Here is a 21,762-nt window from a genome sequence, read left to right on the forward strand (position 1 = left end):
CGCCCGTACAATGCTCCGTCATTTCCAGTCATAAGCACCGACAACGGCCAATTCATGCGCACCAGTCAATATTTGCTCGCCACACTGAAAGAAACGCCTTCCGATGCGGTCGTGATCAGCCACCAGCTGATGCTGCGCGCCGGGATGATCCGTAAACTCGCCTCCGGCCTGTACACCTGGCTGCCCATGGGCCTGCGCGTGATGCGCAAGGTCGAGGCCATCGTGCGCGAGGAAATGGACGCGGCAGGCGCCCTGGAAGTGTTGATGCCGGGTATCCAGCCAGCCGAACTGTGGCAGGAATCCGGCCGCTGGGAACAGTACGGCCCCGAGCTGCTGCGCCTGAAGGACCGCCATGACCGCGATTTCTGCGCCGGCCCGACCCATGAGGAAGTGATCACCGATCTGTGCCGCAACGAGTTGAGCAGCTACAAGCAGTTGCCGATCAACCTGTACCAGATCCAGACCAAGTTCCGGGACGAAATCCGTCCACGCTTCGGCCTGATGCGCGGCCGTGAATTCATCATGAAGGACGCGTACTCCTTCCACGCCGACCAGGCGTCGTTACAGGTCACCTACGACCGCATGCACCAGGCGTACTGCAACATCTTCACCCGCCTGGGCCTGCGCTTCCGTCCGGTGGAAGCCGACAACGGCTCGATCGGCGGTGCCGGTTCCCACGAGTTCCACGTACTGGCCGAGTCCGGCGAAGACGATATCGTCTTCAGCAACGGCTCCGACTACGCGGCGAACATCGAGAAGGCCGAGGCAGTACCTCGCGAAACCTCGCGCCCCGCACCGACCGAGGAGCTGCGCCTGGTCGACACCCCGGACGCGAAAACCATCGCGCAACTGGTGGAAGGCTACAACCTGCCGATCGAAAAGACCGTCAAGACCCTGATCGTCCACGCCGAGGAAGAAGGCAAGCTGATTGCCCTGATCGTCCGTGGCGACCACGAACTGAACGAAATCAAGGCCGCCAACCAGCCTGGCGTCGCCAGCCCGCTGGTCATGGCCTCCGACGCCGAACTGCGTGACGCCATCGGCGCCGGCGCCGGCTCCCTCGGTCCGCTGAACCTGCCACTGCCGATCATCATCGACCGTTCGGTCGCCCTGATGAGCGACTTCGGGATCGGCGCGAACATCGACGACAAGCACTACTTCGGCGTGAACTGGGAGCGTGACCTGCCCGTACCGACTGTCGCCGACCTGCGTAACGTCGTCGCCGGCGATCCGAGCCCCGACGGCAAGGGCACCCTGGAAATCAAGCGCGGCATCGAAGTCGGGCACATCTTCCAGTTGGGCACCAAGTACAGCGAAGCGATGAAGTGCCAGGTGCTGGGCGAGAACGGCAAGCCGGTCACCCTGACCATGGGCTGCTACGGCATCGGCGTATCCCGCGTGGTGGCAGCGGCCATCGAGCAGAACAACGATGACAACGGCATCATCTGGAGCGACAGCCTCGCGCCCTTCCAGATCGCCCTGGTACCGCTGCGCTACGAGACCGAGCAGGTTCGCGAAGCCACCGACAAGCTCTACGCCGAGCTGACTGCTGCCGGTTTCGAGGTGCTGCTGGACGACCGCGACAAGAAGACCAGCCCGGGCATCAAGTTCGCCGACATGGAGCTGATCGGTATCCCTCACCGGATCGTGGTCAGCGACCGTGGCCTGGCCGAAGGCAACCTGGAATACAAGAGCCGTACCGAGAGCGAGGCGCAGGTGCTGCCGGTTGCCGACGTCCTGTCGTTCCTCCAGGCCCGTATCCGTCGCTGAACCCGGATAGAGCCCTCATGTCCAGTCGAAGTACCTTGACCCTAGGGGGCGCCGCCTTGTGCGGCGCCCTGCTGCTGGCCGGCTGTGCCAACCCGATGTCACAGCGCAGCGAGCACGAGGAACGCGTCGAGCGCAAACTGCTCGAACACAGCCTGCAGATCGATGTCGGCGAGCCGAAGATCCTCGAATTGCCACAGCGTCGCGTACGCATCCACGAACAGAAGACCTTCGAGGTCACCGAGTTCGATGTCACCCGTCGCTACGACCGCTATACACCCTACCAGCCCTGGCGCAAGGCCTACGAGATACCGCTGGGCGCCGTGGCGCTGGTCGGTGGCATCGGCGCCAACGTGGTCAACGTGTTCGCCCTCGGCTCCCTGCCCACCAGCGTGACCCACGACTGGCTGAGCTACGGTGTCGACGGCCTCAACCCGTTCATGAACATGCAGTCCCATGGCCGGGCGCAGCAGAACCTGGCCGCCATCGAGGAAGTCCAGCGCGACAAGCGCATGGAATACTCGAGCCTGCCCTGGGCCGAGCGTCCGGTCGAGGTGATCGCCGGTCGCCAGACCTACGAACTGACCACCGACCGCCACGGCGTCCTGCGCCTGAACCTGCTCGACAGTCCGTTTGCCGAGCAGGACCTGAACCAAATCGGCAGCCTGACGATTCGGGTCGAGGACACCCAGGACCAGATCCATTCCGACTCCAGCCTGTCCATCAGTAGCAAGCTGCGCGGCAAGCTGGTCGAGGCTCACGCGCTGATCTACGACGACCTCGAGGGCGACGATGTCAGCCAGTGGGTGCATCGGGTCAAGCGCCTGTCGGAGTTGGGCCTGGAAGAGGAAGCCAGCGAGCTGGAACAGAGCCTGATCGAACTGACCCGCAACGATCCCGAGTTGCAGCGGGAGTTCCTCAAGTCGCTGACCAGGAACGCCGGACGCCTGGTGGCCGATCCCGGGGCTATTTGAGTCGATCGGGGGCCCAGCTTCTGCGAGGCGGGCCCTTCAACGACTGAACAGTTCCAGTTGCTCATGCCCGCCGCGCAGATCCTGCAGGCGCACGCCAATTCCCAACAGGCGAACAGGCTTGCCACCCCGGGCGAACGCCTGGCTGAGCAACTGCCGGTAACTCTCCAGATCCCGCGTGGCCCCGGCCTGCTCCAGGGTGGTCTGGGTGAAGTCGTGGAACTTCACCTTGACGAACGGCTTGCCCGGTCGATAGCTGCTGTCCAGCCGCGCCATGCGTCCGGCCAGGGTCTCCATCAATTCCGGCAGTTTTTCCAGGCAATGCTCAAGATCGGGCAGATCGGTGTCATAGGTGTTTTCCACGCTGATCGACTGCCGCCGACTGTCGTTTTGCACCAGACGCTCGTCGATGCCCCGCGCCAGCCCCCAGAGACGCTCGCCAAAACTGCCGAACTCGCGCACCAGGGCCAACTTGCCCCACTCGCGTAACTGCAGGCAGTCGACGATCCCCAGCCGCTCCAGCTTCTGTGCCGTGACCTTGCCGACGCCATGCAGCTTGCTCACCGGCAGCTCGGCGACAAAGTCCTCCACCTGGTCGGGCGTGATCACGAACAGCCCATCGGGTTTTCTCCAGTCGCTGGCGATTTTCGCCAGGAACTTGTTCGGTGCAACACCTGCCGAGACCGTGATGTGCAACTGCCGGGAGACCCGTCGCCGGATATCCTGGGCGATGCGCGTCGCACTGCCGGCAAAGTGCGGGCTGTCGGAAACATCGAGATAGGCCTCGTCGAGCGACAACGGCTCGATCAGGTCGGTATAGTCGCGGAAGATCCCCTGGATTTCCTTCGAAACCTCCCTGTACACCTCCATCCGCGGCTTCACGATCAGCAGGTCCGGGCACAGCCCCAGGGCGTGCCGCGAGGACATCGCCGAACGCACACCGAATGCCCGTGCCTCGTAATTGCAGGTGGCGATCACCCCCCGGCGTTCCGCTGAACCGCCCACCGCCATTGGCCTGCCTGCCAGGCTCGGATCGTCACGCATCTCGATGGCGGCGTAGAAGCAATCACAGTCGACGTGAATGATTTTGCGTTGCGTCATGTAGGACAGTTCTGGAAACGGATGCCATAGAGCGCCAGTATCGCACCAGTAACTGTATATAGCACCAGTAGTTTGCACCTCCTTCGCAGATTGTGCGGATCAGCCCCAATGAATTTATTTTTTCAATCGACGCTTCGACCACAATAGAGCTGAAACCCTTGCCTGGCATGGCCCCGAGCTACCTCAAAGCCTGTCGGCAGAGGCTAAGCAGTTGAACAATAAAGAGGTTTTTTGAAATTAGGGTTTGACAGACCCGCACAGATCTGTAGAATGCCGCCACATCAGACGCGGGATGGAGCAGCCTGGTAGCTCGTCGGGCTCATAACCCGAAGGTCGTCGGTTCAAATCCGGCTCCCGCAACCAAACATCAGGAAAGGCCATATCGAAAGATATGGCCTTTTTTGTTTCTGGCTATTTCTACCCAGCACCACTCCCCTTCGATTCAAAAAAGCCTTGGCTGCCTGAGGCTTATGGAAGCCATAGAGTCATTCCCGGCATTTCTGCATTTTTTTGACCTTTCGGACCATTAATGGTTGACAGCGCGCCGTTCGACTGTAGAATGCCGCCTCACTGACGCGGGATGGAGCAGCCTGGTAGCTCGTCGGGCTCATAACCCGAAGGTCGTCGGTTCAAATCCGGCTCCCGCAACCAAATATCAGAAAAGGCTACTCGAAAGAGTGGCCTTTTTTGTATCCGTCGAAAAAGTCCTTCCAGCCAACCGCACGAACCCTCGACGGAAATCGGAGTCAATCGCTGCACAGGCTATGCTGAATTCGCAACAAACTTCCTCTACAAAAGCCCCGGGGCGTGGGTCGCCGCAAAGCGGCGAGACGCGTTAATATTTGTAATTATTTTGTCCATAGGGATTGGTAACTTGGCTGGATACCTCCATCCTGTCGCGCACAATCCTAGAGGTGATTGATGCGCGCCAACTCGTCTGAACCACAAGACTCCGTCACAGCGACACACCCGATTGCAGCCACCCGTTTGCGCTGGCTGGATCTGTTGAGCAAATATCGCCAATCCGTCGGCTTGGCCGTCACTCTGCTGCTGTTCGCCATTGCCCTGGTCGCCTGTCGCCATCTGCTGATGGAGCTGGACCTGGATGCACTGCACGACTCGATCATGAGCGTGCCCAAGCCGGCCCTGGGCGGAGCGGTGGCGGCCACCGCCATCGGCTTCCTCATCCTGCTCGGCTATGAGTGGTCCGCCAGCCGCTACGCGGATGTCCAACTGCCCGGCAAGACCCTGATGCTCGGCGGCTTCACTGCCTTCGCCATCGGCAATGCCATCGGCCTGTCGCTGCTCTCCGGCGGTTCGGTCCGCTACCGTCTCTACGCCCGCAATGGCCTGGGCGCCGCCGAAGTCGCACGGATGACCCTGTTCGCCAGCCTGTCGCTGGGCTGCGCCCTGCCACCGCTGGCTGCCCTGGCGACCCTGAGCAACCTGCCGGCGGCCTCCCAGGCCCTGCACCTGCCGCCCTATCTGCTGGGCGGCATCGCCGTTGCCATCCTCGGTCTGTCCGCACTGCTGGCGCTGGGCATCTATCGCCGTCGCCTGCCGGAACAACCGATTCCGAACAATCTGCTGGTCAAGGTCGGCCGCCGGACCCTGCGCCTGCCCAGTGCGCGCCTGACCCTGCTGCAACTGGTCATCACCGCCCTGGACGTGGCGGCGGCGGCCACCGTGCTCTATCTGCTGCTGCCGGAGGCGCCGCCGTTCGGTGCCTTCCTGCTGGTCTACCTGCTGGCGCTGGCGGCCGGGGTACTGAGCCACGTGCCCGGCGGTGTCGGGGTGTTCGAAGCGATCCTGCTGGCCGCCTTCACCAATGAACTGGGCGCGGCACCACTGGCTGCGGCGCTGCTGCTGTATCGTCTGATCTATGTACTGCTGCCGCTGCTGCTGGCCTGCCTGGCGCTGCTGAGCACCGAAGCCCAGCGCCTGATCGCCTCGCGCCAGAGCATGCGCGTGGCCTCCGGCCTGGCCGCGCCGATCCTCGCGGTACTGGTCTTCCTCTCCGGTGTGGCCCTGCTGTTCTCCGGCGCCACCCCGGAAATCGACACCCGCCTGGAAGGTATCGACTTCCTGGTGCCGGACCGCCTGATCGACGCCTCGCACTTCGGTGCCAGCCTGGTCGGCGTACTCTGCCTGCTGCTGGCCCAGGGCCTGCGCCGGCGCCTGTCGGCCGCCTGGATGTTGACCATGATCCTGCTGCTGGTCGGCGCCCTGCTTTCGCTGCTCAAGGGCTTCGACTGGGAAGAAGCCAGCATGCTGACGGCCACCGCCTGCCTGCTGGGCATGTTCCGCCGCTCCTTCTACCGCCCCAGCCGCCTGACCGAACTGCCGTTCTCGCCGCTGTACCTGGTGGCCAGCCTGTGTGTACTCGGCGCGTCGGTATGGCTGCTGCTGTTCGCCTACCAGGACGTGCCCTACAGCCATGAACTGTGGTGGCAGTTCGCACTGGATGGTGACGCCCCCCGTGGCCTGCGCTCGTTGCTGGGCGCCGCCGTGCTGCTGGTAGTGGTCTCGCTGACGTGGTTGCTGCGCACCGAACGCCCGGTGATCCACCAGCCCAATGCCGAAGAACTGGACCGCGCCCACAAGATCCTGCTGGCCTCCGACCAGCCCGACGGTGGCCTGGCACTGACCGGCGACAAGGCGTTCCTGTTCCACCCCAGCGATACCGCCTTCCTCATGTATGCCCGCCGCGGCCGCAGCCTGGTGGCGCTGTACGACCCGATCGGCCCGGCGCGCCAGCGTGCCGAACTGATCTGGCAGTTCCGCGACCTGTGCGACACCCATCACGCCCGTCCGGTGTTCTATCAGGTCCGCGCCGAAAACCTGCCGTACTACATGGACATCGGCCTGACCGCCATCAAGCTCGGCGAAGAGGCCCGGGTCGATCTCAAGCGCTTCGACCTCGAGTCCAAGGGCAAGGAGATGAAGGACCTGCGCTACACCTGGAACCGTGGCAGCCGCGACGGCCTGTCCCTGGAGATCTACGAGCCGGGACAGGCGCCGATGGACGAGCTCAAGGTGATCTCCGACGCCTGGCTGACCGGCAAGAACGTCCGCGAGAAAGGCTTCTCCCTGGGCCGCTTCAGCACGGACTACATCAATCACTTCCGGGTGGCGATCATCCACTTCGAAGGTCGCCCGGTGGCGTTCGCCAACCTGCTCGAGACCCACAGCCACGAGCTGGCCAGCCTCGACCTGATGCGCTCGCACCCCGATGCACCGAAGCTGACCATGGAGTTCCTGATGGTCGGCCTGATCCAGCACTACAAGCAGCAGGGCTACGCCCGCTTCAGCCTTGGCATGGTGCCGCTCTCCGGCCTGCAACCGCGGCGGGGTGCGCCACTGACCCAGCGCCTGGGCTCGATGGTGTTCCAGCGCGGCGAGCAGCTCTACAACTTCCAGGGGCTGCGCCGCTTCAAGGACAAGTTCCAGCCTGACTGGGAACCCCGTTACATGGCCGTACCAGCCGGACTCGATCCGCTGGTCGCCCTGGCCGATACCGCTGCCCTGATCGCGGGTGGCTTGACTGGATTGGTGAAACGCTGATGATTCGACGCTCCTGGCGGTTTGTACTGGTAATAGTGGTAGTCCTGGCCGCGCTTCTCGGCGTCGGCTACTGGTTCTCGAAGCGTCCCGCGCCGGAACCGGCCATCGAACACCTGGCCCAGCCCGATGGCTCGCCCCTGACCCGCCTGATTCCCGGCACCAAGCCCAAGGCCCAGGTCATCGTTGCCACGCTCGCCGAAGACGCCCTGAGCGACAAGCAACTGGCGGCCTTGAGCCGCGGTGGCTCGGCGCAGATCGTCCAGGTGATCCTGCCCAAGGACGACTGCAAGCTGCAGCAGGCTGCGCTCGACGCGGCGATGAAGCAGTTGAACGGTCCGGCCACCGTGGTCACCGGCATCGGCCCCGGCGCCTCCCTGGCCTGGAACTGGCTGGCCAGCCAGAGCAACGACAAGGCCCAGGCCATCTCGGTCGGTTTCACCCTCGAGCAGCCGGGCTGCAGCACGCCAGTACCGAAAACCGCGGCCCATGGCCACTGGCTGGTGGCCTGGAACGACGGCCCGGACGATCCGAGCGCGGCCTTCGTGCGCGATCAACCCAACGCCGAGACCAGCATCAGCGACTACGACATCCATCTGCCGCAGGTCCTGAACAACGAACTGCGCAAGATGCTGGTGGGCAACGAGAACGGCGGCCTGGCGATCCCGGTGGTCGAGGTGCCGGCCGGCCAGACCACCGACACCGTGACCCTGTTCCTTTCCGGCGACGGTGGCTGGCGCGACCTGGACCGTGACGTCGCCGGCGAAATGGCGAAGATGGGCTACCCGGTGGTCGGCATCGACACCCTGCGCTACTACTGGCAGCACAAGAGCCCGGAACAGAGCGCCGTCGACCTGACCGAACTGATGCAGCACTACCGGCAGAAATGGGGCACCAAGCGCTTCGTGCTGACCGGTTACTCGTTTGGCGCGGACGTGCTGCCGGCGATCTACAACCACCTGCCGGAAGCCGAACAACAGCGGGTGGACGCGATTATCCTGCTGGCCTTCGCCCGCAGCGGCAGCTTCGAGATCCACGTCGACGGCTGGCTGGGCAAGGCTGGCATGGAGCTGGACACCGGCCCCGACATGGCCAGGCTGCCAGCAGCCAAGGTGCTGTGCATCTACGGCAAGGAAGAGGTCGACGAAAGCGGCTGCACCACCAAGACCGCCGTGGGCGAGCCGATGGAACTGCCAGGCGGGCACCACTTCGACGAGAACTATCCGGCACTGGCCAAGCGCCTGATCGCGGCGATCGACAAGCGCCAGAACAAGGACAAGGCTGAGTAGGCTCAAGCCAGACCGATAAAAAAGCCCCCGCTACCGCCAGGTAACGGGGGCTTTTTCATGCTCCGGGATTACATCTCGACCTGGGTCCCCAGCTCGATCACCCGGTTGACCGGCAGCTTGAAGAACCGCAGGTTGCCGTTGGCATTCTTCAGCATGAAGGCGAACAGCGACTCGCGCCAGCGGGCCATGCCGACCAGTTTCGAGGCAATCACGGTCTCGCGGCTGAGGAAGTAGGTGGTACGCATCGGGCTGAAATCCAGCTCGTCGAGATGGCACAGCTTCAACGCTTCCGGCACGTCAGGCTCGTCGGTGAAACCGAAGTGCAGAATGACCCGGAAGAAGCCCTCGCCATAGGCGTCGACCTCGAAGCGACGCTGGGCCGGCACCCGCGGAATATCCTCGTAGACCACCGTCAGCAGCACCACCTGCTCGTGCAGCACTTGGTTGTGCAACAGGTTATGCAGCAAGGCATGGGGCACCGCATCCGGGCGCGCGGTAAGGAACACCGCCGTACCCTGAACACGGTGCGGCGGCTGCACGCGGATACTGCCGATGAAGATCGGCAGTGGCAGGCCGCCTTCGTCGAGGCGATCGACCAGCAGCTCCTTGCCGCGCTTCCAGGTGGTCATCAACAGGAACAGCACGATCCCCGCCAGCACCGGGAAAGCCCCGCCCTGGACGATCTTCGGCACGTTGGCGGCGAAGAACAAGCCATCCACCAGCAGGAACCCGACCAGGATCGGCACGGTGAGAATCGGTGGCCATTTCCACAACAGCAGCATCACCGCCGACACCAGGATACTGGTGATCAGCATGGTGCCGGTCACCGCCACGCCGTAGGCCGAAGCCAGTGCGTTGGACGATTCGAAACCGAGCACCAGCAGGATCACGCCAACCATCAGGGTCCAGTTCACCGCTCCGATGTAGATCTGCCCCTGCTCGGCGCTCGAGGTGTGCTGGATGTACATGCGCGGGATATAGCCGAGCTGGATCGCCTGGCGGGTCAGCGAGAAGGCTCCGGAAATCACCGCCTGGGAGGCGATGACCGTGGCCAGGGTCGACAGTCCCACCAGCGGGATCAGTGCCCAGGACGGTGCCAGCAGGTAGAACGGGTTGCGCGCCGCCTCCGGGTTCTCCAGCAGCAGGGCACCCTGGCCGAAATAGTTCAGCACCAGCGCCGGCAGCACCAGGGCGAACCAGGCACGGGCGATGGGCTTGCGACCGAAGTGCCCCATGTCGGCATACAGCGCCTCGGCACCGGTCAGCGCCAGCACCACGGCGCCAAGGATCGCCACGCCCATGCCGGGATGCACGATGAAGAAGCGCACACCCCACATCGGGTTCAGTGCGCTGAGCACCTCCGGATGCTGGGCGATACCATGCACCCCCAGGAACGCCAGCACCAGGAACCAGGCGACCATCACCGGGCCGAACAGCTTGCCGATGCTCGCCGTGCCGTGTTTCTGGATCAGGAACAACCCCACCAGCACAATCAGCGCCAGGGGCACCACCCAGTGTTCCAGGCCATCGAAAGCCAGCTCCAGGCCCTCCACCGCCGACAGCACCGAGATCGCCGGCGTGATCATGCTGTCACCGTAAAACAGCGCCGCGCCGATCAGACCGAGAATGATCAATATCGCCCGCAACCGCGGGTAGGACGCCGACGCGCTTCGCGCCAGTGCGGTCAGGGCCATGATCCCGCCCTCGCCCTGGTTGTCCGCGCGCAGGATGAACAACACGTACTTGATCGAGACCACCCAGATCAACGACCAGAAAATCAGTGCCAGAATCCCGAAGACGCCATCGTGATTGACCTGAACCCCGTAGCCGCCGGCGAACACCTCCTTGAGGGTATACAACGGGCTGGTGCCGATATCGCCGTACACCACCCCCACCGCGGCAACCAGCATGCCCAGCGGCTTCGCCGCCGGGTGCCCGGCTTGCGCCTGACTCACTGCCTGACCCATCAACTACTCCCCCACAACCCGGACCGGGGCTTCTTCAAAGAAGCACTATTCTTTTTTCAGTTCAGCATGTCAGTTCAGCATGCGCTGCTTTTACTACCGTTGCCGATGCTCAATCTTTTGCCGGTAATTTGAAACAAAAAATAACAGCGAAGCGCATCGCGGCGAAGCATAGCGCAGCACTCGTCGCATTTCCCTCCATAAAGCTGTTCAAGTGCCGCGTCCGCCGCTAGAATTGCGCACTTTTTGATCAGAGGCGCGGCAAGCGCCCGTCGTCGCCGACCCTGCGCGTCGCCGAACGACCTGACACCCCAACCGAGGTTAGACATGTCCACCCCCACCGCGCCGGCCAATCCCAAGGTCGGATTCGTAAGTCTTGGTTGCCCGAAGGCCCTCGTGGACTCCGAGCGCATCCTCACGCAACTGCGCATGGAAGGCTATGACGTCGTCTCCACCTACCAGGACGCCGATGTCGTGGTGGTCAACACCTGCGGTTTCATCGACAGTGCCAAGGCCGAGTCCCTGGAAGTGATCGGTGAAGCGATCAAGGAAAACGGCAAGGTCATCGTCACCGGCTGCATGGGCGTGGAAGAAGGCAACATCCGCGAGGTGCACCCCAGCGTGCTGGCGGTGACCGGCCCGCAGCAGTACGAGCAGGTGGTCGGCGCGGTGCACGAGGTGGTGCCGCCACGCCAGGACCACAACCCGCTGATCGACCTGGTACCGCCACAGGGCGTCAAGCTGACCCCACGCCATTACGCCTACCTGAAGATTTCCGAAGGCTGCAACCACAACTGCAGCTTCTGCATCATCCCGTCGATGCGCGGCAAGCTGGTCAGCCGCCCGGTCGGTGACGTCCTCGACGAAGCCCAGCGCCTGGTCAAGGCCGGCGTCAAGGAACTGCTGGTGATCTCCCAGGACACCAGTGCCTACGGCGTCGACGTGAAGTACCGCACCGGCTTCTGGAACGGCGCCCCGGTCAAGACCCGCATGACCGAGCTGTGCGAAGCCCTGAGCAGCCTGGGCGTCTGGGTGCGCCTGCACTACGTCTACCCGTACCCGCACGTCGACGAACTGATCCCGCTGATGGCCGCCGGCAAGATCCTTCCGTACCTGGACATCCCGTTCCAGCACGCCAGCCCCAAAGTGCTCAAGGCCATGAAACGCCCGGCGTTCGAGGACAAGACCCTGGCGCGGATCAAGAACTGGCGCGAGATCTGCCCGGAACTGATCATCCGTTCGACCTTTATCGTGGGCTTTCCCGGCGAAACCGAGGAAGACTTCCAGTATCTGCTCGACTGGCTGACCGAGGCCCAGCTCGATCGCGTCGGCTGCTTCCAGTACTCGCCGGTCGAAGGCGCCCCGGCCAATGACCTGGGCCTGGACGTGGTCCCGGACGAGGTCAAGCAGGAGCGTTGGGAGCGTTTCATGGCGCACCAGCAGGCCATCAGCTCGGCTCGCCTGCAACAGCGCATCGGCAAGGAAATCGAAGTGCTGATCGACGAAGTCGACGAAAACGGCGCCGTTGGCCGCTGCTTCTTCGACGCACCGGAAATCGACGGCAACGTGTTCATCGACGGTGCCGGCGACCTCAAGCCGGGCGACAAGATCTGGTGCCGGGTGACCGACGCCGACGAGTACGATCTCTGGGCCGAGCGCCTGTAAGCCGTAAAAAAGTCGAAAAGCCCCGCTCTTTCCACGAGATGCGGGGCTTTTTTACGACTATCGTTTGGCTGAACGACCCGCCTCGCGTCAGACAAGGAAACGGCGACATGCGCCAGCACTCAGCCATCTACACCCCCAGGCCGAACGACTACCTGGAATTGACCGAGGTCTGGGAAGCCTCCGTACGTGCCACCCACGATTTTCTCCCGGACAGCTACATCGAGCTGCTGAAGAACCTGGTGCTGACCCGCTACCTGGACGCGGTGATGCTGATCTGCACCCGCGATTCACGCCAGCGGATCAGCGGCTTCGCCGGCGTCGCGGCAGGCAAGGTGGAGATGCTCTTCATCGCCCCGCCACACCGCGGGCAGGGCCTGGGCAAGCTGCTGCTGTGGTATGCGATCGACCATCTGAACGCCAACCGGCTGGACGTCAACGAACAGAATCCACAGGCCATCGGCTTCTACTTCAAACAGGGTTTCGAGGTGGTCGGGCGTTCGGAGCACGACGGTATGGGGCAGCCGTATCCACTGCTGCACCTGCAACTGAAACGCTGAGCGGGAAACAAACTCGCCTGCTGTGAGGGCCGGGCAGGTACAATGACAGCCCTTTTTCGTTACGGCCGCTGTCATGTCTGAACCCATTCGCCTTTCCAAACGCCTCATCGAGCTGGTCGGCTGCTCCCGCCGGGAGGCCGAGCTGTTCATCGAGGGTGGCTGGGTCACGGTCGACGGCGACGTCATCGACGAGCCACAGTTCAAGGTCGACAGCCAGAAGGTCGAGCTGGACCCGAATGCCAAGGCCACCGCGCCAGAGCCGGTGACCCTGCTGCTGAACCAGCCCGCCGGCCTCGATACCGACAGCGCCCGCCAATTGCTGGGCGCCGCCAGCCTGTCCGAGGAGCACCGCTACGGCAAGCGCCCGTTGCGCGGGCACTTCCTGCGCCTGAGCAGTGCAGCCGAACTGCAGGCCAATGCCAGCGGCCTGCTGGTGTTCACCCAGGACTGGAAGGTCCTGCGCAAGCTGACCGAGGATATCGCCAAGGTCGAGCAGGAGTACGTGGTCGAAGTCAGCGGCCAGATGAGCGAGAACGGGCTGGAACGAATTGGCCGCGGTATCACCGTCAAGGGTCGCGAACTGCCGGCGGCCAAGGCCAGTTGGCAGAACGAAAACCGCCTGCGCTTCGCCCTGAAGAACCCGCAGCCGGGCCTGATCGCCCAGCTTTGCGAAGCCGTCGGCCTCCAGGTCGTGGCCATCCGCCGGATTCGTCTCGGCGGTGTCTCCATCGGCAAGGTGCCGGTCGGCCAGTGGCGCTACCTGTCGCCCAAGGAAAAGTTTTAATTTCAACGCCGCTGCGGATACGCGGCGTCTCCCCCCCCCCAGGACTGTCCCCATGATTCACAACGATGTGCTGCGCAGCGTGCGCTACATGCTCGATATCAGCGACGCCAAGCTCGCCGATATCATCAGGCTGACCGGTTTCGAAACCTCCCGGACAGATATCGTCAGCTACCTGAAAAAGGATGACGAAGAAGGCTTCGTGCACTGCCCCGACGAGGTCATGGCCTACTTCCTCGACGGTCTGGTGATCTTCAAGCGCGGCAAGGACGATAGCCGCCCGCCGCTGCCGATCGAACTGCCGGTGACCAACAACATCATCCTGAAGAAACTGCGGGTGGCGTTCGAACTCAAGGAAGACGACCTGCACACGATCCTCAAGTCGGTCGATTTCCCGATTTCCAAGCCGGAACTGAGCGCGCTGTTCCGCAAGGTCGGCCACAACAACTATCGCCCTTGTGGCGACCAGTTGCTGCGCAACTTCCTCAAGGGCCTGACCCTGCGTGTACGCCAGTGACCCAGGCCGGCGCGGGCCGGCCGGTTCCACGGGCATGACGCGACATTCCCCGGGGCAATAATGGCTCCACTGGCCGAGTCCGGCGGCTAGGGTATGACGACCCTTTCCCGCTCAGGACTCGCCATGCATCCCTACTTTTCCCTGCAAGGCCGCACCGCTCTGGTGACCGGCGGCACCCGTGGTATCGGCAGGATGATCGCCAAGGCCTATGTCGAGGCCGGTGCCACGGTCTATGTCTGCGCTCGCGATGCCGAGGCCTGCCGGCAGACCGCCGCGGAGCTTGGCACCCTCGGCCGCTGCCATGCCCTGGCTGCCAACCTGGCCAGCGAAGCGGGCGTCATGGAACTGGCCACGCAGTTGGCGGGGCTCGTCGATCACCTGGACATTCTGGTGAACAACGCCGGCACCACCTGGGGAGCGCCGCTGGACAGCTACCCGGCCAAGGGCTGGGAGAAGGTCATGCAACTGAACGTCACGGCGGTGTTCGGCTGCATCCAGCAGTTGCTGCCTCTGCTGCGCCGGGCCGGGTCGGCAGAGAATCCGGCACGCATCATCAACATCGGCTCGGTGGCGGGTATCGCCTCCTTTGGGGAACAGGCCTACGCCTATGGCCCGAGCAAGGCGGCGCTGCACCAGATGTCGCGGATACTGGCGCGGGAACTGGTGAGCCAGCATATCAACGTCAACGTGATCGCCCCCGGGCGCTTTCCGAGCAGGATGACCCGGCATATCGTCGAGGACGAACAGGCCCTGGCGCAGGATTGCGCGCTGATCCCGATGAAACGCTGGGACCGCGAGGAAGAGATGGCGGCGCTGGCCATCAGCCTGGCGAGCACCGCCGGAGCCTATATGACCGGCAATATCATCCCGTTGGATGGCGGGTTCAGCCTGTAGCTGATGGTTCGCGGCTGGCAACCGCCAGCCCCCCTCAGATCCCCGCGCGCAGAACGCTCCCGGGCAATGCCTCGCCCCGCTCGACCGTGGCCGCCACCTGCTCGATCAGCTCACCCAGGGCATACCCCTGGGCCTTGAGCCAGGCCTCGTCGTAATAGGTCGTGGCATAACGCTCGCCACCATCGCAGAGAATCGCCACGATCGAACCGCTCTCCCCGGCCTCGACCATTTGCCGTGCCGCCATCAGCGCACCGATCAGGTTGGTCCCGCTGGAACCGCCGACCCGCCGCCCCAGGCGCCGTGCCAGGTAGTGCATGGCCGCCAGCGACAGGGCATCCGGCACCTTGACCATCGCATCGATGACCTTGGGCAGGAACGACGCCTCGACCCGTGGCCGGCCAATACCCTCGATCCGCGAACCGCAGTCTAGACGCAGGCTGGCATCGCCGCTCTGGTAATACTCGAAGAACACCGAACGCTCGGCATCGGCACACAGTACCCGGGTGCAGTGCTGGCGGTAGCGCACGTAACGGCCCAGGGTCGCGGTGGTGCCGCCGGTGCCAGGGCTGGAGATCAGCCAACTCGGCTCAGGATGCCGCTCGAAGCGCAACTGCTGGAAGATCGATTCGGCAATGTTGTTGTTCGCCCGCCAATCGGTGGCCCGCTCGGCATAGGTGAACTGGTCCATGAAATGACCGCCACTCTCGCGGGCCAGGCGTTCGGACTCGGCGTAGATCTGCGTCGGGTCCTGTACCAGATGGCTCTTGCCCCCGTAGAAGGCGATCTGCGCGATTTTTTCCTGGGACGTGGTTGCCGGCATCACCGCAATGAACGGCAGCCCCAGCAGCCGGGCGAAGTAGGCCTCGGAGATCGCCGTCGAACCGCTGGACGCCTCGATCACCGGCGCTCCCGGTTTCAGCCAGCCGTTACACAGCGCATAGAGGAACAGCGAGCGCGCCAGACGATGCTTCAGGCTGCCGGTGGGATGGCTGGACTCATCCTTGAAATACAATTCGATACCCGGCAGCCCGGGCAATGGCAGGGGAATCAGGTGGGTATCGGCACTGCGCTGGAAATCGGCCTCGATGATCCGGATCGCTTCCCGGGACCACTGTCGGTTATCGCTCATGATGGATTACTCGTTGTCACGGACACGCCCGAAGGCGCTGACGGGCTGGCGTCGCATAGCTGAAGGCCAAACCACGAAAAGAACAAGGTGAGAGATTCACCCGGCAGCAACTATAGGAATTTTCCTACAATCGGCACAGATACAGTGAGGACGCATTTGCACAGGTAACTGCTAGGCTGCCATGAGTTGATCCCCCAGCTTTGTGGTTATCGCAAATAGAAATACAGGTTCTGCTTCAACAACTCAGGGTACGGGTTTGGGTGTCCCACCTTTTGACTTCATCGATGGAGGGCGAACCTTGCCCCTGCGTAGCACTTTCACACGGTTCTTTCAGTTGGAAGCCGCCAGCGGTCTGTTATTGATTGCCGCTGCAGTCCTGGCCCTGATTATCAACAACTCACCGCTGTCGCACCTGTACAACGGCTTCCTGGAGGTTCCGGTGGTCGCCCAGGTTGGCGCCCTGAAGATCGCCAAGCCGCTGCTGCTGTGGATCAACGATGGCCTGATGGCGCTGTTCTTTCTGCTGATCGGCCTGGAGGTCAAGCGTGAGGTGCTGGAAGGCCATCTGTCCAAGCCTTCGCAGGTGGTCCTGCCGGGCGCGGCGGCGATTGGCGGCATGGTGGTGCCAGCGCTGATCTACTGGCTGATGAACCGGGAGAACCCGGCGGCAATCGATGGCTGGGCGATTCCCATGGCCACCGATATTGCCTTCGCCCTCGGTGTACTGGCCCTGCTGGGCAAGCGTGTGCCGGTGTCGCTGAAGCTGTTCCTGATGACCCTGGCGATCATCGATGACCTCGGGGCGATCATTGTCATCGCGATGTTCTACTCCGGCCAGTTGTCGGAGCTTTCGCTGCTGCTGGCGGGTACCTGCCTGCTGGCCCTGATCGCGATGAATCGCCTGAGGGTGATCAATCTCGGCCCCTACCTGATCATCGGCCTGATTCTCTGGGTCTGCGTGCTCAAGAGCGGCGTCCATGCGACCCTGGCGGGCGTGACCCTGGCGTTCTGCATCCCGCTGCGTACGAAGAACGCCGAGCCGTCACCCCTGCTGAACCTGGAACATGCCCTGCATCCCTGGGTAGCCTTCGGCATCCTGCCACTGTTCGCCTTCGCCAACGCCGGTGTATCGCTGGTGGGCATCAGCCTGGAGAGCTTCACCCATCACGTACCGATGGGGATTGCCGCCGGCCTGCTGGTCGGCAAGACCATCGGGGTATTCGGCCTGACCTGGCTGGCGATCAAGGCCGGCATGGCGGCACTGCCCCAGGGCGCCAACTGGGGCCAACTGCTCGGTGTGGCGGTCCTCTGCGGGATCGGCTTCACCATGAGCCTGTTCGTCGGTTCCCTGGCTTTCATCCCGGGCAGCAGCGACTACGCCGGCATGGATCGCATGGGTATCCTCACCGGTTCGATTCTCGCGGCAGTGATCGGCTACGTGGTCACGGCCATGGCCAGCCGGCGCAGCGCCCTTCCATAGGAACATGGCTTGCCATTGCAAGAGCAGACTTACCCTGTGGGAACCTGACTTGCCATCGCCGGAGCAGATTTGCTCCTACAGCGGGAGGCGCCGTGAGGGAGCGGACCGGTACGCTCCGGACAAAAGAAAACCCCGGCCAGGAAACTGGCCGGGGTTTTCTGTTACAGCCTGATCGCAGGGATCAGTGGGAAACGCGGCTGGTACCACCGACGGTGGAGATACGCACGCGCTCGCCGACACGGAAGATCTCGTTCGGCGCAACTTCCTGCACGTAGGCACGCAGGCTGCCGTCATCTTCACGTACGGTGATTTCCACGCCCTGGGTCTTGGTCAGGCCCTTTTCAGCCATGTTGCCCAGAACGCCACCGGCCACCGCACCGATCACCGCGGTGACGATACTGCCGCGGCCGCCACCGATGGCGCTGCCGCCAACACCACCGACGATCGCACCGGCACCGGCACCGATTGGCGAGTTGGTGCCTTCGATCTGGACCGGACGCAGGGATTCGATGGTACCCAGGCGGATGGTCTGTACGCGACGGGCCTCATCACGGGAATAGGTATCGCCGGTCAGGCTGTTGGTGCAGCCACCGAGCAGCATGGCCATTGTGGAGAAGGAAGCAATCAGCAGAACAGACTTACGCATGGGAGGCAGCTCCAAAAGGACATTGTTCAATTAAACTCCGCGGCTTGACCTCTGTCACGACAGCCTGCGGATAAAATGGCTTTCATTCAGCGCCAGTACAGACTCGGCGCACATCAGAAACGGGCACAGGGTAGCGCGCTTTCAAAACGCCCGCCCCGCCTGCCACAAGGACCGTCATGGATTACTTCATCATCGCCATCACCACTGCCGCCGGTTTGTATTTCCACGGGCGGCTGTATGTGAAAACCAGACGTTGGATGGATCGTGACCTCGCATTATCTCTTGCGGGAGACAACGAGGCACGAAAAAAGTTCATGCTGCAGCGTCTCGAGGATGCCAGGAAGCAGAAGGTCAAGCGGCGGGATCTGCAGCGTTGGCTGGAAGCCGCCGCTGCAGAGTTTCCGGGTTAGGGAGCCAGGCGCGAACGCGTCCAGCCATTGCCCGCCAGGCGATAGTCGAGGCGGTCATGCAGGCGGCTGGCACGGCCCTGCCAGAACTCGATGCGTTCCGGCAGCAGGCGATAACCGCCCCAGTGCTCCGGACAATGCGGCTGGGTATCGCTGAACCGGGCCTGGGTGGCCTGAAGCAGGCCTTCCAGTTCCGCACGGTCGGCGATCACCCGGCTTTGCGGTGACGCCCAGGCCCCCAGGCGGCTACCCAGCGGGCGCACCTGGAAGTAGGCATCCGATTCCTCTGGCGAGACCTTGACCACCCGCCCCTCGATCCGCACCTGGCGCTCCAGGGTCGGCCAGAAGAACGTCATGGCCGCGAACGGCCGCGCCGCCAGGTGCCGGCCCTTGTCGCTCTCGTAGTTGGTGAAGAAGGTAAAACCTTGTTCGTCCAGGCCCTTGAGCAACAGGATGCGGCAATGTGGCCGACCGTCCTCGTCGACGGTCGCCAGGGTCATGGCGTTGGCCTCCACCGGTGCCTGTTCGGTCTTCACCGCCTCGGCGAACCACTGGTGGAACAGCGCGAACGGCTCGGCCGGGGCCTGGGCCTCGGTGAGGCCATCGCGGGTGTAGTCGCGGCGCATATCGGCCAGGGCTTGGGTCATGGCGCTTTCCTTTTCAATCCAGGATCGGTCGGTCGCGAATCAGTTCTTGGCCGAGCTGTCGGCTGCCGCGTCTTTCTTCGCCACAGTCGCCTTGGCTGGCGCAGCTTTCTTGGCCGGAGCCTTTTTCGCCGGAGCCTTGGCCGGAGCTTTCTTGGCCGCGGCGGCCTTGCCCTTGGCGGCTGAAGCCGGTTTCTTGGCTGCCGGAGCCGCTGCCGCAGGCTTGACGTCCTGGGCGGCGACCATGGTCGCCGGCACTGGAGCCGGAGCCGGGATGCTGTACTTGCTCAGCAAGGCCACCATAGTGTTCTGCGGAGTCAGGATGATTTCCATGCGACGGTTCAGCGCACGCCCTTCATTGCTGTCGTTGGCCGCACGTGGCATCACCGAACCCATGCCGCGCAGGATCAGGCGATCACGCTGCAGGCCGCTGAGGCGGAAGATCGCCGCGATGGACTGGGCACGTTGCTGGCTCAGGGACTGGGCAGCTTCGGTACCCAGGACGTTGTCACCATGGCCCAGCACCAGTACTGCGGTTTGCGGGTCGGACTCGACTGCCTTGGCAACCTTGGAGAACGGGCCAAGGGTGATGGGCAGCAGCATTTCCGGACGCTTGGGATTGTAGAAACCGTCGATCGGGGCCACCACCACCAGCACGTTCTCGCGGCGTTCCAGCTTCAGCGAAGTGTCCTGGATAGCGGCGCGCAGACGCGGCTCATGGTCGTCGAGCCAGGCCTGGGTGATTTTCGGATCAGGCATCGGCACGGCCTTGACCGGCGGCTGGTCGGCATCCTTGGCCTTGTTCGAGCCGCCAAACGGCCACCACCAGTGGGTTTCCGCAGGAGGCGTCGGGTTGGTCGCGGCAGCGACGGCAGTCGCCAGGGGCACCGGCTTCTCGTCAGCCTTGGCAGCGGCAGGTGCTGCGGCCTTGGCGTCCTTGGCCGCCGCGGGAGCGGGCGCGCCGGTCGAAGCCTGGGCAGCGTCCTTCTCGGCCACCTTGTCCGAAGAACCGAACGACCACCAGTGGCCGCCATCTGCATCTTGTAGAGTTTGTGCGCAACCGGTGATGGTCAGGCAAAGGGCCAGGGCGAGGGACTTGTTAGATGACATTGGAGATCCACAAAATGAAGTAGTAGTTACAAGGGCCCTAGGGCCGTATAAACAGACGTTTCGAAAGCAGAAAAGCCACAGGGTTCCGACCTGGGGCTTTGCGCACGCATTCTACAGACAGCCGGCCAGAATCCGTACCAGCTTCTGGGCCCGCGGGTCCATCAGAACGTACGGGCCCAGGGTGTTGGTGACGAAACCGAAGGCGACATCATGCTCCGGATCGGCAAAGCCGACCGAGCCCCCTGCCCCCGGATGCCCGAAAGCCCTGGCACCGAGGCCGAACGTGGCGTTGGCGACATCCGGCTGGTCCAGCATGCAGCCCAGGCCGAAACGGGTCTGGGTCAGCAGGGTCCGGTCCATGCCCAGGCTGTGTTCGCGCGTCAATTCGTCGAGCATTTCTCCTTCCAGCAGGCTGCCATCGAGCAGGCCGCTGTAGAAGCCGGCCAAGCTGCGCGCATTGCCGTGTCCATTGGCCGCCGGCTGCTGCATGCGCCGCCATTCCGGTTTGTTGGTGCTGGTCATGATAGACGGAGGGTTGGTGAATGCACGAGTGGTCATCGCCGTCGGCTCGCGCATGGTCACCTGCAGCAGCCGCTGGGCCGCCGCATCACCGACATTGCCCTTGCCCCGGGCGATGTGCGCCACCCGGTGGAATTCCTCATCCGGCAGGCCGACATGGAAATCCAGCCCCAACGGACGCGCGATCCGCGCGGCGATGGACTCGCCCGGGCCGCGGCCGTCAGCCCGGCGCAACAGCTCGCCGATCAGCCAGCCATAGGTGATCGCCGCATAGCCGTGGCCGTCACCGGGCGTCCACCAGGGCGCCTCGGCGGCCAGCGCATCGACCATCACCTGCCAGTCGTAGAGGGCTTCCGGTGCCAGCAGCTCGCGCAGGGCCGGCAGGCCGGCCTGATGGCAAAGCAGCTGGCGCAAGGTGATGTGCTCTTTCCCGGCGGCGGCGAACTCGGGCCAGTAACGGGCAACCGGCACGTCCAGCTGCAACTTGCCCTCGGCCACCAGTTGCAACGCAGCGACGGCGGTAAAGGTCTTGGTGCAGGAGAACAGGTTGGCAATGGTGTCACTGTGCCAAGCCTCGGCACCGTCCTTGTCGGCGGTGCCGGCCCAGAGATCGACCACGGTTTCCCCGCCGATCTGGATGCAGAGCGCGGCGCCGCGCTCCTGGGGATCGTCGAAGAGGGCCGCGAACGCCTCGCGAACCGCCTCGAATTGAAGCTCGAAATGACCCTGAATCTGCACCCTTGAATTCCCCCGGGCAAAC

18 protein-coding genes and 2 tRNA genes are annotated in these 21,762 nt (G+C 63.5%); 13 read left to right on the forward strand and 7 right to left on the reverse strand.

Annotated elements, in window-relative coordinates; genetic code table 11:
- The first annotated feature begins 54 nt into the window (after nt 1–54).
- A complete protein-coding gene (locus PF66_RS00420; protein ID WP_054060934.1) occupies nt 55–1,770 on the forward strand; it encodes a proline--tRNA ligase in 1,716 nt (571 codons plus the stop codon).
- A 17-nt stretch (nt 1,771–1,787) separates the two neighbouring features.
- Nucleotides 1,788–2,741 carry a hypothetical protein gene (locus tag PF66_RS00425; protein WP_054061631.1) on the forward strand — a complete coding sequence of 318 codons (954 nt, stop codon included), beginning with the start codon at nt 1,788–1,790 and terminating at the stop codon, nt 2,739–2,741.
- A 36-nt stretch (nt 2,742–2,777) separates the two neighbouring features.
- Here the strand turns inward: PF66_RS00425 and dinB are convergent, their stop codons facing one another.
- Entirely contained in the window at nt 2,778–3,839 is a 1,062-nt protein-coding gene (dinB, locus tag PF66_RS00430) for a DNA polymerase IV (RefSeq protein ID WP_054061632.1), read from the reverse strand.
- 286 nt (nt 3,840–4,125) lie between these two features.
- On the opposite strand from dinB, the gene PF66_RS00435 reads away from it, so the two are divergent.
- The 4 genes from PF66_RS00435 (at nt 4,126) to PF66_RS00450 (ending at nt 8,689) form a co-directional block, all read left to right on the forward strand.
- Nucleotides 4,126–4,202, forward strand: a tRNA-Met gene (locus PF66_RS00435).
- A 211-nt stretch (nt 4,203–4,413) separates the two neighbouring features.
- Nucleotides 4,414–4,490 (forward strand) — tRNA-Met (locus PF66_RS00440).
- Nucleotides 4,491–4,760: 270 nt separating this feature from the next.
- Entirely contained in the window at nt 4,761–7,403 is a 2,643-nt protein-coding gene (mprF, locus tag PF66_RS00445) for a bifunctional lysylphosphatidylglycerol flippase/synthetase MprF (RefSeq protein ID WP_054061633.1), read from the forward strand.
- The gene (locus PF66_RS00450; protein ID WP_054056650.1) at nt 7,403–8,689 is read left to right on the forward strand and encodes a virulence factor family protein; all 1,287 of its coding nucleotides are present in this window, start codon (nt 7,403–7,405) and stop codon (nt 8,687–8,689) included. Before mprF ends, PF66_RS00450 begins: the two co-directional genes overlap by 1 nt.
- A 68-nt stretch (nt 8,690–8,757) precedes the next feature.
- On the opposite strand, the gene PF66_RS00455 is transcribed toward PF66_RS00450, so the two are convergent.
- Nucleotides 8,758–10,656, reverse strand: coding sequence for a potassium transporter Kup (locus tag PF66_RS00455; RefSeq protein ID WP_054056649.1), 1,899 nt, complete (start codon nt 10,654–10,656; stop codon nt 8,758–8,760).
- Between the two features lie 324 nt (nt 10,657–10,980).
- On the opposite strand from PF66_RS00455, the gene rimO reads away from it, so the two are divergent.
- From rimO to PF66_RS00480, 5 genes are all read left to right on the forward strand, one after another.
- Nucleotides 10,981–12,318 (forward strand): 30S ribosomal protein S12 methylthiotransferase RimO, encoded by a 1,338-nt coding sequence (gene rimO, locus PF66_RS00460; RefSeq protein ID WP_054061634.1) that lies wholly within the window; start codon nt 10,981–10,983, stop codon nt 12,316–12,318.
- Between the two features lie 107 nt (nt 12,319–12,425).
- Nucleotides 12,426–12,875, forward strand: a complete 450-nt coding sequence (locus tag PF66_RS00465) for a GNAT family N-acetyltransferase (RefSeq protein WP_054061635.1) — start codon at nt 12,426–12,428, stop codon at nt 12,873–12,875.
- Nucleotides 12,876–12,948: 73 nt separating this feature from the next.
- Complete coding sequence (locus tag PF66_RS00470) at nt 12,949–13,659, forward strand: rRNA pseudouridine synthase (protein ID WP_054056646.1); 711 nt, start codon at nt 12,949–12,951, stop codon at nt 13,657–13,659.
- Nucleotides 13,660–13,711: 52 nt separating this feature from the next.
- Nucleotides 13,712–14,173, forward strand: a complete 462-nt coding sequence (locus PF66_RS00475; RefSeq protein WP_054061636.1) for a DUF1456 family protein — start codon at nt 13,712–13,714, stop codon at nt 14,171–14,173.
- A gap of 123 nt (nt 14,174–14,296) precedes the next feature.
- Entirely contained in the window at nt 14,297–15,067 is a 771-nt protein-coding gene (locus tag PF66_RS00480; RefSeq protein ID WP_054061637.1) for an SDR family oxidoreductase, read from the forward strand.
- Between the two features lie 34 nt (nt 15,068–15,101).
- Here the strand turns inward: PF66_RS00480 and PF66_RS00485 are convergent, their stop codons facing one another.
- Nucleotides 15,102–16,199 (reverse strand): PLP-dependent cysteine synthase family protein, encoded by a 1,098-nt coding sequence (locus PF66_RS00485; protein WP_192842647.1) that lies wholly within the window; start codon nt 16,197–16,199, stop codon nt 15,102–15,104.
- Between the two features lie 295 nt (nt 16,200–16,494).
- Between PF66_RS00485 and nhaA the strand changes: the two genes are divergently transcribed.
- Nucleotides 16,495–17,676, forward strand: a complete 1,182-nt coding sequence (nhaA, locus tag PF66_RS00490; RefSeq protein WP_054061638.1) for a Na+/H+ antiporter NhaA — start codon at nt 16,495–16,497, stop codon at nt 17,674–17,676.
- Between the two features lie 181 nt (nt 17,677–17,857).
- Here the strand turns inward: nhaA and PF66_RS00495 are convergent, their stop codons facing one another.
- On the reverse strand, nt 17,858–18,322 hold the full coding sequence (locus tag PF66_RS00495; protein ID WP_010450521.1) for a glycine zipper 2TM domain-containing protein: 465 nt from the start codon (nt 18,320–18,322) through the stop codon (nt 17,858–17,860).
- Nucleotides 18,323–18,498: 176 nt separating this feature from the next.
- Here PF66_RS00495 and PF66_RS00500 point away from each other — a divergent pair, with 176 nt between their 5' ends.
- Complete coding sequence (locus PF66_RS00500; RefSeq protein WP_054061639.1) at nt 18,499–18,732, forward strand: hypothetical protein; 234 nt, start codon at nt 18,499–18,501, stop codon at nt 18,730–18,732.
- Here PF66_RS00500 and pdxH read toward each other — a convergent pair.
- From pdxH to PF66_RS00515, 3 genes are all read right to left on the reverse strand, one after another.
- Nucleotides 18,729–19,376: a pyridoxamine 5'-phosphate oxidase gene (gene pdxH, locus PF66_RS00505; RefSeq protein ID WP_054056640.1), complete on the reverse strand. Its 648-nt coding sequence runs from the start codon at nt 19,374–19,376 to the stop codon at nt 18,729–18,731. The genes PF66_RS00500 and pdxH overlap by 4 nt on opposite strands.
- Before the next feature lie 39 nt (nt 19,377–19,415).
- Complete coding sequence (locus PF66_RS00510; protein ID WP_054061640.1) at nt 19,416–20,483, reverse strand: OmpA family protein; 1,068 nt, start codon at nt 20,481–20,483, stop codon at nt 19,416–19,418.
- A 111-nt stretch (nt 20,484–20,594) separates the two neighbouring features.
- Nucleotides 20,595–21,740: a serine hydrolase domain-containing protein gene (locus tag PF66_RS00515; protein ID WP_054061641.1), complete on the reverse strand. Its 1,146-nt coding sequence runs from the start codon at nt 21,738–21,740 to the stop codon at nt 20,595–20,597.
- Nucleotides 21,741–21,762: the final 22 nt, after the last annotated feature.

This window comes from Pseudomonas asplenii (assembly GCF_001293465.1).
In the GTDB taxonomy this organism is placed as follows: Bacteria; Pseudomonadota; Gammaproteobacteria; order Pseudomonadales; family Pseudomonadaceae; genus Aquipseudomonas; species Aquipseudomonas fuscovaginae_B.

What these genes read in the sequence shown, in the direction of transcription:
- PF66_RS00475 (WP_054061636.1), top strand. Translation starts at nt 13,712, where the DNA reads ATGATTCACAACGATGTGCTGCGCAGCGTGCGCTACATGCTCGATATC.
- rimO (WP_054061634.1), top strand. Translation starts at nt 10,981, where the DNA reads ATGTCCACCCCCACCGCGCCGGCCAATCCCAAGGTCGGATTCGTAAGT.
- PF66_RS00425 (WP_054061631.1), top strand. Translation starts at nt 1,788, where the DNA reads ATGTCCAGTCGAAGTACCTTGACCCTAGGGGGCGCCGCCTTGTGCGGC.
- PF66_RS00470 (WP_054056646.1), top strand. Translation starts at nt 12,949, where the DNA reads ATGTCTGAACCCATTCGCCTTTCCAAACGCCTCATCGAGCTGGTCGGC.
- pdxH (WP_054056640.1), bottom strand. Translation starts at nt 19,376, where the DNA reads ATGACCCAAGCCCTGGCCGATATGCGCCGCGACTACACCCGCGATGGC.
- PF66_RS00495 (WP_010450521.1), bottom strand. Translation starts at nt 18,322, where the DNA reads ATGCGTAAGTCTGTTCTGCTGATTGCTTCCTTCTCCACAATGGCCATG.
- dinB (WP_054061632.1), bottom strand. Translation starts at nt 3,839, where the DNA reads ATGACGCAACGCAAAATCATTCACGTCGACTGTGATTGCTTCTACGCC.
- mprF (WP_054061633.1), top strand. Translation starts at nt 4,761, where the DNA reads ATGCGCGCCAACTCGTCTGAACCACAAGACTCCGTCACAGCGACACAC.
- PF66_RS00420 (WP_054060934.1), top strand. Translation starts at nt 55, where the DNA reads ATGCGCACCAGTCAATATTTGCTCGCCACACTGAAAGAAACGCCTTCC.
- PF66_RS00455 (WP_054056649.1), bottom strand. Translation starts at nt 10,656, where the DNA reads ATGGGTCAGGCAGTGAGTCAGGCGCAAGCCGGGCACCCGGCGGCGAAG.
- PF66_RS00450 (WP_054056650.1), top strand. Translation starts at nt 7,403, where the DNA reads ATGATTCGACGCTCCTGGCGGTTTGTACTGGTAATAGTGGTAGTCCTG.
- PF66_RS00500 (WP_054061639.1), top strand. Translation starts at nt 18,499, where the DNA reads ATGGATTACTTCATCATCGCCATCACCACTGCCGCCGGTTTGTATTTC.
- PF66_RS00510 (WP_054061640.1), bottom strand. Translation starts at nt 20,483, where the DNA reads ATGTCATCTAACAAGTCCCTCGCCCTGGCCCTTTGCCTGACCATCACC.
- PF66_RS00480 (WP_054061637.1), top strand. Translation starts at nt 14,297, where the DNA reads ATGCATCCCTACTTTTCCCTGCAAGGCCGCACCGCTCTGGTGACCGGC.
- PF66_RS00465 (WP_054061635.1), top strand. Translation starts at nt 12,426, where the DNA reads ATGCGCCAGCACTCAGCCATCTACACCCCCAGGCCGAACGACTACCTG.